At 69.4% G+C, this 11505-nt stretch carries 10 protein-coding genes and 1 pseudogene; 10 read left to right on the top strand and 1 reads right to left on the bottom strand.

Annotated elements, in window-relative coordinates; genetic code table 11:
• The first annotated feature begins 57 nt into the window (after positions 1–57).
• Both HCC78_RS17845 and HCC78_RS17840 read left to right on the top strand, forming a co-directional pair.
• On the top strand, positions 58–1194 hold the full coding sequence (locus tag HCC78_RS17845) for a TauD/TfdA family dioxygenase (protein ID WP_172330154.1): 1137 nt from the start codon (positions 58–60) through the stop codon (positions 1192–1194).
• A complete protein-coding gene (locus tag HCC78_RS17840; protein ID WP_172330153.1) occupies positions 1191–1955 on the top strand; it encodes a class II aldolase/adducin family protein in 765 nt (254 codons plus the stop codon). The genes HCC78_RS17845 and HCC78_RS17840 overlap by 4 nt, the downstream gene beginning before the upstream one ends.
• On the opposite strand, the gene HCC78_RS17835 is transcribed toward HCC78_RS17840, so the two are convergent.
• Positions 1952–2896 (bottom strand): GlxA family transcriptional regulator, encoded by a 945-nt coding sequence (locus tag HCC78_RS17835; RefSeq protein ID WP_172330152.1) that lies wholly within the window; start codon positions 2894–2896, stop codon positions 1952–1954. The two genes, HCC78_RS17840 and HCC78_RS17835, sit on opposite strands and share 4 nt — an antisense overlap.
• Before the next feature lie 77 nt (positions 2897–2973).
• On the opposite strand from HCC78_RS17835, the gene HCC78_RS17830 reads away from it, so the two are divergent.
• The 8 genes and pseudogenes from HCC78_RS17830 to HCC78_RS33810 all read left to right on the top strand — a co-directional run.
• Entirely contained in the window at positions 2974–4134 is a 1161-nt protein-coding gene (locus tag HCC78_RS17830) for an acyl-CoA dehydrogenase family protein (RefSeq protein ID WP_172330151.1), read from the top strand.
• 1 nt (position 4135) lies between these two features.
• The gene (locus tag HCC78_RS17825; RefSeq protein ID WP_172330150.1) at positions 4136–6175 is read left to right on the top strand and encodes an acetate--CoA ligase family protein; all 2040 of its coding nucleotides are present in this window, start codon (positions 4136–4138) and stop codon (positions 6173–6175) included.
• 5 nt (positions 6176–6180) lie between these two features.
• Positions 6181–6972 carry a carnitinyl-CoA dehydratase gene (locus tag HCC78_RS17820; RefSeq protein ID WP_172330194.1) on the top strand — a complete coding sequence of 264 codons (792 nt, stop codon included), beginning with the start codon at positions 6181–6183 and terminating at the stop codon, positions 6970–6972.
• Positions 6973–6984: 12 nt separating this feature from the next.
• Positions 6985–7908 carry a 3-keto-5-aminohexanoate cleavage protein gene (locus tag HCC78_RS17815; RefSeq protein ID WP_172330149.1) on the top strand — a complete coding sequence of 308 codons (924 nt, stop codon included), beginning with the start codon at positions 6985–6987 and terminating at the stop codon, positions 7906–7908.
• On the top strand, positions 7905–9353 hold the full coding sequence (locus tag HCC78_RS17810) for a carnitine 3-dehydrogenase (protein WP_172330148.1): 1449 nt from the start codon (positions 7905–7907) through the stop codon (positions 9351–9353). The genes HCC78_RS17815 and HCC78_RS17810 overlap by 4 nt, the downstream gene beginning before the upstream one ends.
• Complete coding sequence (locus HCC78_RS17805; protein ID WP_371743856.1) at positions 9350–10099, top strand: class II aldolase/adducin family protein; 750 nt, start codon at positions 9350–9352, stop codon at positions 10097–10099. Before HCC78_RS17810 ends, HCC78_RS17805 begins: the two co-directional genes overlap by 4 nt.
• Before the next feature lie 767 nt (positions 10100–10866).
• The gene (locus HCC78_RS17800; protein WP_172330147.1) at positions 10867–11097 is read left to right on the top strand and encodes a hypothetical protein; all 231 of its coding nucleotides are present in this window, start codon (positions 10867–10869) and stop codon (positions 11095–11097) included.
• A 178-nt stretch (positions 11098–11275) separates the two neighbouring features.
• Positions 11276–11505, top strand: a pseudogene (locus HCC78_RS33810) (hypothetical protein); the annotation flags it as partial.

Genomic DNA, 11505 nt, shown 5'->3' with positions numbered 1-11505 from the left:
TGCGAGTCATCGGCCGGCCATGCCCGGCGCCCTCTCCCCCCAAGTTAAGGCATTCCCATGGATACGCTCGCAGATGTCTCCGCAAATCCCGTCACCCTCGGCGACAAGGGCCTGACCTTGCCGCTGGCGGCTGGGGAGGCGTATTTCAACTACTACTGGCTGCGCGACAACTGCCCCAGCTCCTTCGACAGCGCCACCCGCGAGCGAAGCTTCGACATCATGCATCTCGGCGCCGCGCCGCGCCCCGACTGGGCGCAGATCGACGGCGGCAGCCTGACCGTCGGCTGGGCGGGCGAGGCGCATGTCTCCACCTATCCGCTGAGCTTCCTGGAGGCCTACAGCCAGGGCCTGCCGCGCTTCGACCCGGCGGAAAAGCCGCGCCGCGCCTGGTTCGCGGACCATTATGGCGCCATCGCCCGCTTCAGCCATGCCGAGCTGAAGGCCGAGCCCGCCAGGGTCGCCGCCTGGATCGAGGCGATCCTGGTCGAGGGCGTCGCCATCGTCACGGAGATGCCCGATACCGACGAGGCGCTGACCGAGACGGCCGAGTTGATGGGCCATGTCCGCCCGACCTTCTTCGGCCTCTATTTCGACGTGCGGACCCATATCAAGCCGACCAACCTTGCCTACACGGCGGGCGCACTGGAGATGCATACCGACACGCCCGCGGAAGAATACGCGCCGGGCGTGCAGTTCCTGCACATGCGCCGCAATTCCGTCGAAGGCGGGCGCAACCTGTTCCTCGACGGCGTCGCCGTGGCCGAGGCCTTCCGCGAGGCGCATCCCGAGGAGTTCCGCCTGCTGGCCGAGACCGAAGTGCCCTACTACTGCGAGCATGACCATTACGACATGCGCTCGCGCCAGCGGGTGATCGAGCTCGACGGCAACGGCAATGTCACCGGCGTCACCATCAGCCAGCACATGTTCGACATCTCCGACCTGCCGCAGGACCTGCTAGACAGCTACTATCCGGCCTTCGTCCGCTTCGGGAAGATGCTGCAGGACGACCGCTTCGTGATGAAATTCACGCTCCATGCCGGCGAATGCATCGTCTTCGACAACCACCGCATCGTCCATGGCCGCGCCGCCTACACGGCGGAAAGCGGCGAGCGCTACCTGCGCGGCTGCTATGCCGACCGGGCCGAGATGCGCTCCACCTACCGCGCGCTGACCTCGGAAGGCCGGTTCAAATGAGCCTCGGCGCGATCCGCAACGAGGCCGCGGAACCCGCGGAGCTGACAAGGCTCCGCGAGGATCTGGCCGCGGCTTTCCGCATCTGCGACCGCTTCGGCTGGAGCGAGTCCGTCGGCAACCATTTCAGCGCGGCGCTGTCGCCCTGCGGCAAGACCTTCCTGCTGAACCGCAAATGGCAGCATTTCGGCTCGATCCGTCCCGATGACCTGCTGGTGCTGAACGCCGACGATCCGTCTGCTATGCAGGGGCCTGACGCGCCGGATGCCTCCGCCTGGACGGTGCATGGCACGATCCACCGGATGCTGCCCGAGGCGCGGGTGGTGCTGCATGCCCATTCGCCCCATGCCGTGGCGCTGGCCTGCCTGAAGGACCCGACGGTGCTGCCCCTCGACAACAACACGGCGCGGTTCTTCGGCCGGGTGGGCTATGACCTCGAGTTCGGCGGCATCGCCGATGCCGAGGAAGAGGGCGTCCGCCTCGCCACGGCGATGAAGGGCAACTCGGTTCTGGTCATGGGCAATCACGGCGTCACCGTCGCAGGCCCGACCGTCGCCGATGCCTTCGAAGACCTCTATTTCTTCGAGAAGGCAGCGCAGACGCTGATCCTCGCCCACTCCACCGGCAAGCCGCTCGCCGTGCTGTCGGACGAGGTGGCGCGCAACACTGCCGAGGGCTGGAAGCCGTATCGCGGCATGGCCGGGCGGCATTTCGACTACCTGAAATCGAAGCTCGACACCGACGCGCCGGGCTGGCGCGGCTAGCCCTGCCGCAGCCTCGCGCGCAGGTCGCGCGGGGCAATCCCGAATTCCTTGCGGAAGGCCCGCGTCATCGCGCTGGCGTCCCTGTAGCCGCAGCGCGTGGCGATCTCGGCCACCGACAACCCGGTTGTCTCCACCATCCGCCGGGCCTCTCGCAGCCGCGTCGACAGGTAGAGCCGCCGCGGCGTGAGCCCGTAGCGCGCCATGCAGCGCTCTTCGAAGGCGCGCTTGCTCAGCCCCAGCTCCCCGGCGATCTCGGCCACAGGCACCGGCGTCTCGATCCGCCGCCGCATCAGCGACACCCCCGCCTCGGGTTCCCGCCCGGGCGGCAGGCCGTCGCCGCGCCGCGTCTCGCCATGCATGAAGAGCGTCGACACCTCCAGCCGCAGCATCGGCCCGTGATGCGCCTCGATCAGGTCCAGGATCAGCTCGAAGGTCGTCGTCGCCCCGCCGCAGGAAATCAGGTCGCCGTCATGCAGGACCCGCGCCGGATCGACTTCGGCTTCGGGGAAATCCTCGGCCAGCCGGTCGGCCTCGTCCCAGTGGATCGTGACCCGCCGCCCCGCCGCCAGCCCGGCATGGGCGATCAGCCAGCTTCCGGTATCCATCCCCGCCATCGTGGCGAAGCGACGCCGCGCCGCGCGCAGCCCGCGCGCCGTGGCCGCCCTGCCGTGGCGCTGGAAATCGTAGCTCGACACCACGAAAAGGTAGTCGCCCCCCGGATGCGCGGCCAGCGCCATGCCGGTCTGCACCGTCAGGCCCGAGGAGGAGGTCACGGGACGTCCGTCCAGGCTGACATAGTCCCATTCATAGAGGTTCCGTCCGGTCAGGTTGTTGCAGGCGCGAAGCGGCTCGACCGCATTCGCCAGGCAGTGGTTCGAGAAGGCATCGAACAGCAGAACCGCAACCTTGCGCGGACGATGCAAATTTTTCCCGTTCTGCATGAAAGTTGACCTGAACTGCATGATCTGTCCCTGCCGGAGTCGCATTTTCGGGACAAGTGAACAAGAGGGCATGACACATGCAATTCGGACTGACCGGCGAGCAGGAGATGATCGTCTCGACCGTGCGGAGCTTTGTCGAGAACGAGATCTATCCGCATGAGGCGCTGGTCGAGCGCACCGGCGAGGTTCCCGCCGAGATCGCGCAGGGCATCAAGCAGAAGGTCCTCGACATGGGCTTCTATGCGTCGAATTTCCCCGAAAGCGCGGGCGGTCCGGGGCTGAGCCACCTGGAATTCGCGCTGGTGGAGCGCGAGCTCGGCCGCGGCTCGATGGCGCTGACGCATTTCTTCGGCCGTCCGCAGAACATCCTGATGGCCTGCAAGGGCGAGCAGATCGAGCGCTACCTCTCGCCTGCCGTGAAGGGCGAGCGGATGGATGCGCTGGCGATGACCGAACCCGATGCCGGGTCCGACGTGCGCGGCATGAAATGCACCGCCGTGCGCGATGGCGGCGACTGGGTGGTGAACGGGTCAAAGCATTTCATCTCGGGTGCGGACCATGCCGATTTCTTCATCGTCTTCGTCGCGACCGGCGTCGACGAGACCCCGCGCGGCCCGAAGAAGCGGATCACCTGCTTCCTCGTCGATCGCGGCACGCCGGGCTTCGAGGTGCGCAAGGGCTACAACTCGGTTTCGCATCGCGGCTACAAGAACTGCATCCTCTATTTCGACGATTGCCGCCTGCCGGATGCGCAGGTGCTGGGCGAGGTCGATGGCGGCTTCGAGGTGATGAACGAGTGGCTCTACGCCACGCGGATCACCGTCGCCACCATGTCGGTGGGCAGGGCGCGCCGGGTCTTCGACATGGCGGTGGACTACGCCGCGCAGCGCAAGCAGTTCGGCCAGGAAATCGGCCGCTTCCAGGGGGTCAGCTTCCAGATCGCCGACATGGTGACGGAGATCGACGCGGCGGACTGGCTGACGCTCAGCTCTGCCTGGCGGCTCGACCAGGGCCTGCCCGCGAACCGCGAGATCGCCTCGGCCAAGGTCTATGCCTCCGAGATGCTGGCGCGCGTCACCGACGCGGCGCTGCAGATCCATGGCGGCATGGGATTGATGGACGAGCTGCCGATCGAGCGTTTCTGGCGCGATGCACGGGTGGAGCGCATCTGGGACGGCACCTCGGAGATCCAGCGCCACATCATCAGCCGGGAGATCTTCCGGCCGCTGGGGGTCTGAGATGCAGCCGCTTTCCAGGCTCTTCAGCCCGCGCGCCGTCGCGGTGATCGGCGGCGGCGCCTGGTGCGAGGCGGTGGTCGCGCGCTGCCGCGCCACCGGCTTTGCCGGGCCGATCTGGCCGGTGCATCCGAAGAAGGAGACGGTCGGCGGACTGCCGGCGGTCCGTTCGCTGTCGGAGCTGCCGGGGGTCCCGGATGCCGCCTTCATCGGCGTCAACCGCGAGGCCACGATCGGCGTGGCGGCGGAACTGTCCGCCATGGGCTGCAGCGGGGCGGTCTGCTTCGCCAACGGCTATGCCGAGGCGGTGGCCGAGCTGCCCGACGGGCCGGAGCTGCAGGCGCGGCTGGTCGAGGCCGCGGGACCGATGCGCATCCTCGGCCCCAACTGCTACGGCTTCGTCAATGCGCTCGACGGCGTGGCGCTCTGGCCGGACATGCACGGGCTGTCGCCGCTTTCCTCCGGCGTTGCCGTGGTCGGCCAGTCCTCCAACGTGCTGATCAACCTCACCATGCAGCGCCGCGGCCTGCCGTTGGCTGTCGTCGCCGGGGCCGGCAACCAGGCGCAGGCCTCCATGGCCGAGATCGGTCTCGGCCTGCTCGAGGACCCGCGCATCACCGCGCTCGGGCTGCATGTCGAGGGCTTTTCGGACCTGCCCGCTTTCGAGCGGCTGTCGCGCCGCGCCGCCGAGCTGGGCAAGCCGGTGGTCCTGCTGAAGGTCGGCCGCTCCGAACAGGCGCAGGCGGCGGCTGTGTCGCATACCGCCTCGCTTTCCGGGTCGGATGCCGGGGCGCGGGCGCTGGCAGCGCGCCTGGGCTTCGCGCAGGTCGACAGCGCGGCGGAATTGGTCGAGGCGCTGAAGCTGGCCCATGTCACGGGCCGGCTCGCTTCGGCGCGCATCGCCTCGGCGTCCTGCTCGGGGGGCGAGGCCTCGCTGATGGCCGATCTGGGCGCCGCGAAGGGCGTGGCCTTCCCGTCCCTCACGCCCGCGCAGAGGGCCGGTCTGGCCGAGGCGCTGGGGCCGCGGGTCGCGCTGGCAAATCCGCTGGACTACAACACCCATTGCTGGGGCGACGAGGCGGCGCTGGAGGCGGCGTTCACCGCGCTGGCCGGGGCCGATCTGGCGCTCTGCTGCGTGGTGCTCGACTATCCGCGCTCGGACCTCTTCGATGCGCCCGACTGGGACAAGGTGGTCCATGCGGCGATCGCGGCGCACCGCTCGAACGGCGCGCCGATGGCAGTGGTTTCGCTGCTGCCCGAGGGCCTGCCGGAGGACGTCGCCGCAAGGCTGGTCGCTGCCGGGGTCGCGCCGCTCTGCGGCATGGCCGAAGCGCTGGCCGCGGTCCGTGCCATGGCCGATGCCGGGGCCGCGCCTTCGGCTGCCGGCCTGCTGGTCCCGGGGCTGGTCGCGAACGCGCCGCGGCTTCTGGCCGAGGCCGAGGCCAAGGCGGTCCTGGCCCGCGCAGGCATCGCCGTGCCGCAATCGGCGCGCTCGCCTTCGGCGGCAGAGGCCGAAGCGGCGGCCGGGACCATCGGCTTCCCGGTGGTGCTGAAAGGCGAGGGCATTGCCCACAAGACCGAGGCCGGGGCGGTGGCGCTGAACCTCGCCAGCGGCGAGGCGGTGCGCCGCGCTGCCGAAGCGATGCCGGTGGCGAGCTTCCTCGTCGAGGAGATGATCACCGGGACGGTGGCGGAACTGCTGGTCGGGGTCGTACGCGATCCGGTGCATGGCTTCGTGCTGACGCTGGGGCTGGGCGGCATCCTGACCGAGCTGATGGCCGACACGGTGTCGATGCTGGTCCCGGCGCCGGAGGACGAAATCCGCGCGGGGCTCGACCGGCTGAAGATCGCGCCGCTGCTCGGCGGCTACCGCGGCAAGCCCGGGGCCGATCTGGCCTCGGTCGTCGCGGCCGTCATGGCGGTGCAGGGCTTCGTGGCCGAGCATGCCGACCGCCTGGAAGAAATCGAAATCAACCCGCTGATCTGCACGCCCGGCCGCGCCGTGGCCGCGGACGCGCTGATCCGCATGGGAGACATGGAATGAACGACATGACGCAACCCGCCTCCGCCGTCCGCACCGCGCGGCGCGGGGCCGTTCTGGAAGTGACGCTGGACCGGCCGAAGGCCAATGCGATCGACATGGCGGCGAGCCGCGAGCTGGGCGAGACCTTCATGGGGTTCCGCGACGACCCGGAGCTGCGGGTCGCCATCGTCACCGGCGCGGGGGAGAAGTTCTTCTGCCCGGGCTGGGACCTGAAGGCTGCCGCCGCGGGCGAGGGGCCGGATGCGGATTACGGGGTGGGGGGCTTCGGCGGGCTGCAGGAGCTGCGCGGGCTGAACAAGCCGGTGATCGCCGCGGTCAACGGAATCTGCTGCGGTGGCGGGCTGGAACTGGCGCTCGGCGCCGACATCATCCTCACGGCGGACCACGCCACCTTCGCCCTGCCGGAAATCCGCTCGGGCACCGTGGCGGACGCCGCGACCGTGAAGCTGCCGAAGCGCATCCCCTATCACATCGCGATGGAGCTGCTGCTCACGGGCCGCTGGTTCGACGCCGAGGAGGCGCATCGCTGGGGACTGGTGAACCGCATCCTGCCCCCGGAGGGCCTGATGGAGGCGGCGCGGGCGCTGGCGGATGAACTCGCCTCCGGCCCGCCGCTGGTCTTCGCCGCGCTGAAGGAGATCGTGCGCGAGGCCGAGGACATGAAGTTCCAGGACGCCATGAACCGCATCACCCGCAGCCAGTTCGAGACCGTGGAGCGGCTCTACCGCTCCGAGGACCAGAAGGAAGGCGCCCGCGCCTTCGCCGAGAAACGCGATCCGGTCTGGAAGGGCCGGTAAGGAGAGACGAGAATGCCGCTTCGCATGAACCGCAGGCCCTTCATCACCGCCGCCGTCACCGGCGCGGGCGCCACCCAGGACAAGAGCCGCCTGGTGCCGCGCTCGCCGAACGAAATCGCCGATGCCGCCATCGACGCCGCCAAGGCCGGCGCGGCCATCGTGCATTGCCATGTCCGCGACCCGGAAACCGGCGCGCCCTGCCGCGACCTCGCGCTCTACCGCGAGCTGACCGACCGCATCCGCTCGGCCGATGTGGACGTGGTGCTGAACCTCACCGCCGGGATCGGCGGCGACCTGACCTTCGGCACGCCCGAGACGCCGATGCAGCTGGATGCCCCGAATACTGACATGGCGGGAGCCACGGAACGCATGGCGCATGTCCGCGACTGCCTGCCCGAGATCTGCACGCTCGACTGCGGCTCGATGAATTTCGGCGACGGCGACTACGTGATGACCAACACCACGAACATGCTGCGCGCCATGGGCCGGATGATGACCGATCTGGGCGTGAAGCCCGAGATCGAGGCCTTCGACACCGGCCATCTGTGGTTCGCCTCGCAGCTGGCCAAGGAAGGCGTGCTGGACGATCCGGCGCTGGTGCAGCTCTGCATGGGCATCCCCTGGGGCGCGCCGAACGACCTGCAGACCTTCATGGCGATGGTGGCGAACGTGCCCGCGGGCTGGACATGGTCGGCCTTCAGCCTCGGCCGGGACCAGATGCCCTATGTCGCCGCCGCCGCCATGGCCGGGGGCAATGTCCGCGTCGGGCTGGAGGACAACCTCTACCTGGAGAAGGGCGTTCTGGCGACGAATGCGCAGCTCGTCGAAAAGGCGGCGGGCCTGCTGGAGAACATGGGGGCCTCGCTGATGGGACCGCAGGAGGTCCGCGACCTGCTGGGCCTCGCCAAGCGCGTGCCCACGGGGCTGGCCGCATGAGCCGCGCCGCGATCATCGGCGGCGGGCTGATCGGCGGCGGCTGGGCGGCGCGCTTCATGCTGAACGGCTGGGACGTGGCGGTCTTCGATCCGGACCCGGAGGCGAAGCGCAAGATCGCCGCCGTGCTGGCGAATGCCCGCCGCGCGCTGCCCGCGCTCTATGACCGGGCGCTGCCTGCCGAAGGGACGCTGACCTTCGCCGCCTCTCTGGACGAGGCCGTCGCGGGCGCGGACTGGGTGCAGGAAAGCGTCTCTGAGCGGCTGGACCTGAAGCACCGCGTCTATGCCGGCATCATGGAGGCGGCGCCGGGGACGGTCATCGGCTCCTCGACCTCGGGCTTCCGCGCCGCCGATCTGGCGTCGCAGGGCGCGCCCGTCGTGGTCGTCCATCCCTTCAACCCGGTCTACCTGCTGCCGCTCGTCGAGATCGCCGGGGAACCGGAGCTCTGCGCGAAGGCCGAGGCGCTGGTGCGTTCCGTCGGCATGGCGCCGCTGGTGCTGCGCAAGGAGATTGACGCCTTCATCGCCAACCGCCTGCAGGAGGCGCTCTGGCGCGAAGCCCTCTGGCTGATCCGCGACGGCATCGCCACCACGGGCGAGGTCGATGACGCGATCCGGCTCGGTTTCGGGCTGCGGCTCGGGCAGATGGGCCTGTTCGAGACCTACCGCATCGCCGGAGGCGAGACCGGATACCGCCACTATCTGGAACAGTTCGGCCCCTCGCTGTCCTGGCCGTGGTCGCGGCTGACCGACGTGCCGGACCTCGACGGCGCGCTGGTCAATGCCATCTGCGAGCAGTCCCACGAGCAGTCCGGCGACCGCACCATCGCTGATCTGGAACGGCTGCGCGACGACAATCTCGTCGGCATGATCCGGTCGCTGCGCCAGAGCGGCTCGGGTGCCGGCGGCGCGGTGCTGGCCCACGAGGCGCTGCTGCCCACCGGCGGCACGCTGGACGGCCTGCCTGTCACGGCGGCGCGGCAGGTGCCGCCGGGCTGGGCCGATTACAACGGCCACATGAACGAGGCCGCCTATCTGGAGGCCGGGACCTGGGCCACCGACGGGCTGATGCAATTGATCGGCGCCGATGCCGCCTATGTCGCCTCGGGCAAGAGCTTCTTCACCGTCGACACCCGCATCCGCTACCTTGCCGAGATGCATGTCGGCGAGCGGCTGGCGGCGACGACGCAGGTGCTGGAGGGCGCGGGCAGGAAGATGCGGCTCTTCCACCGCATCTTCCGTGCGGACGGCACGCTCTCGGCGACGATCGAGACGCTGCTCCTGCACACCGACCTGACAACGCGCCGCGCTTGCCCGCCGGAGCCGGAAGTGGCACGACAGCTCGAACGCTATGCCGCCGCCCATGCCGGGATCACGGCCGAGGGGGCGGGCCAGGCCGTGGGCCAGCGCGCCCCGGCGCCCGCGAAGGAAAGGGACATCGCATGAAGGACATCGCCATGACCGCCGCCGAGCAGAAGGCGCGGGAAGATCTGGCCGCCTGCTACCGGCTGGCCGCGCTCCACCGCTTCACCGACCTGATCTACACCCACATCACCGCGCGGGTGCCGGGCGAGGACGGACATTTCCTGATCAACCCCTATGGCTGGCGCTGGGAGGAGATCACGGCCTCCTCGCTGGTCAAGATCGACGTGCACGGCAATAAGGTCGACGGCAGCCCGCACCGGGTGAACCCGGCGGGCTTCACCATCCATTCGGCCGTGCACATGAACCGCCATGACGCGGCCTGGATCATGCATACCCATACCCGGGCGGGCGTCGCGGTGTCCTGCATGGAGGAGGGGCTTCTGCCGCTCAACCAGATCTCGCTGCAGTTCCACAACCGCACCGCCTATCACGACTTCGAGGGGATCGCGCTGGATCTGGACGAGCGCGAGCGCATCGTCGCCGATTTCGGCACGCACCCGGTCATGGTGCTGCGCAATCACGGGCTGATCGCCACCGGGCGCAGCGCGGCGGAGATGTTCTCCAACATGTTCTACCTGGAGCGCGCCTGCGAGATCCAGATCGCGGCGCTCTCCACCGGCCAGCCGCTGCGGATGGTGGACGACGAGATCGCCGCCCATGTCCATGGCCAATACGTGCAGATGCTGGAAGAGGACGGAGACCTGGCGCTGGAATGGGACGCACATCTGCGTTCCATCGAAGGGCTGGGCAGCGATTACCGCAGCTGAGCCGCGGCGGGGGCTCCGCCGGGTCCGACAGCGCATGTTGGGCGGTCCCCCTGAGGGACCGTCGGCCAGGCAAACACTGCGGGCTGTGGCGGTTCACGGCCATGGTCCGATATGGTGTCCGCAGTCCTCCGGGGTTCCGCCTGGCAGCGAAGCTCCGGTTCCGGCTGGGGCGGCGCACTGCCGCCGGGCGCCTGCTTGGCCGACCGGCGGCCGACCCTCGCAGTCCGGCAAGTCCCTTGTCCCGTCGCTGGGGCCTCTCGAGGTGGTCCGGCTTGCGCCGCCCGGGCCGTAGGGAAGGCCGTCTGGATGTGAAGGGGCGACGGCGACAGGGCCCGCTTGCCTGAGCTGGCCGCCATGTCGTTCCGCTTCCCAGCGCAGAAGACGGGACCGGTGCGCAGCCCGGCTGTAGCGGGGCTGCGTGCCAATTCCGGGCTTCTCCCAACCGCTCCGGTCCCGCCTTTTTGGGGGCGTTCCGGACCGGAGCAGGGGACGCACGGCCCTCGCCCTGCCGCAGGCCTGCGCCGGCGATGTCCTGCGCTGGCGGGCCGCCAGCCGGTCCCGCTGCCCGGGCTCGGCCGCATCGCCGGAAAACCTGCCGTGCCGCGTGGCCCACCCCGCCAGCCAGCCCCGCACGATCGCGTATCGCGGCTTTTGCTGATGCAAGGGATCTGGAGACAGGGCCGGGTCGCAGAGCGGCGACGCGGCGGACCGGTCCGATGCGCCCCCTGACCTGATCCAGAGCTTCGCGCAGCTCGGCCGGAGCATTGATGATCAATGTTTTCAAAGGGACCATCGCTCGGGAAGTTGCTTCTGCGGCATTGTCGCGTGCGGTCGTGAAGTGGCGGATCATCTCGGACGGTCCGGCTTGGGCTTTTGCCATGGCTTCTGCGGGGCCGTTCATCACGGATCGGGCGGCGCTCCAGGCGCCGGGACAATCGGATTCGCCGTGGAGATTGCGCAGCTGCCGGTTCGGTCGCTTGACGCCCAGCACGGTGTGACCCACGGCCAGAATTTCCCGGGACAGACCTGCAGCGAAGGTGCCGGTTCCTTCGATGCCGAAGGCTCTGACCGGTCGGAGGCCACGGGCTCATGTCTACCAGGCCGCTGAAATAGTCGTACCTCGGCGCCGGTTCCAGAACATGATTCACCCGCTGCGGATCAACGGCGGAGGCAGGCATGCGCAGTGCAGACGGGACGGGCGGATCGCTGTCCAGCCATGCCGATCCGGAGACGCGCGTCCCGGCGCAGCATCCGCTGCGGAAGATCCGGCAGGTCGCCAAGCGAGCCATGGCGCCGCCACCGGTCCGAGGCCCATGGCGAACGCACCCGCCAGCCTCGATGCCGGGTTCGAGATGCTCCATGCCGATTTCGGGCGCCCCTCGATCGCCCCCGGGCGGCCGATCCGG

Source organism: Mangrovicoccus sp. HB161399 (assembly GCF_013184745.1).
In the GTDB taxonomy this organism is placed as follows: domain Bacteria; phylum Pseudomonadota; class Alphaproteobacteria; order Rhodobacterales; family Rhodobacteraceae; genus Mangrovicoccus.
The sequence above is the reverse complement of the archived record's forward strand: the minus strand, read 5'-3'. Positions and strand labels throughout refer to the sequence as shown.

Coding starts and splice junctions, on each gene's coding strand:
- HCC78_RS17820 (WP_172330194.1), top strand. CDS start 6,181: ATGACGCAACCCGCCTCCGCCGTCCGCACCGCGCGGCGCGGGGCCGTT.
- HCC78_RS17830 (WP_172330151.1), top strand. CDS start 2,974: ATGCAATTCGGACTGACCGGCGAGCAGGAGATGATCGTCTCGACCGTG.
- HCC78_RS17845 (WP_172330154.1), top strand. CDS start 58: ATGGATACGCTCGCAGATGTCTCCGCAAATCCCGTCACCCTCGGCGAC.
- HCC78_RS17835 (WP_172330152.1), bottom strand. CDS start 2,896: ATGCAGAACGGGAAAAATTTGCATCGTCCGCGCAAGGTTGCGGTTCTG.
- HCC78_RS17805 (WP_371743856.1), top strand. CDS start 9,350: ATGAAGGACATCGCCATGACCGCCGCCGAGCAGAAGGCGCGGGAAGAT.
- HCC78_RS17815 (WP_172330149.1), top strand. CDS start 6,985: ATGCCGCTTCGCATGAACCGCAGGCCCTTCATCACCGCCGCCGTCACC.
- HCC78_RS17810 (WP_172330148.1), top strand. CDS start 7,905: ATGAGCCGCGCCGCGATCATCGGCGGCGGGCTGATCGGCGGCGGCTGG.
- HCC78_RS17840 (WP_172330153.1), top strand. CDS start 1,191: ATGAGCCTCGGCGCGATCCGCAACGAGGCCGCGGAACCCGCGGAGCTG.
- HCC78_RS17800 (WP_172330147.1), top strand. CDS start 10,867: ATGATCAATGTTTTCAAAGGGACCATCGCTCGGGAAGTTGCTTCTGCG.
- HCC78_RS17825 (WP_172330150.1), top strand. CDS start 4,136: ATGCAGCCGCTTTCCAGGCTCTTCAGCCCGCGCGCCGTCGCGGTGATC.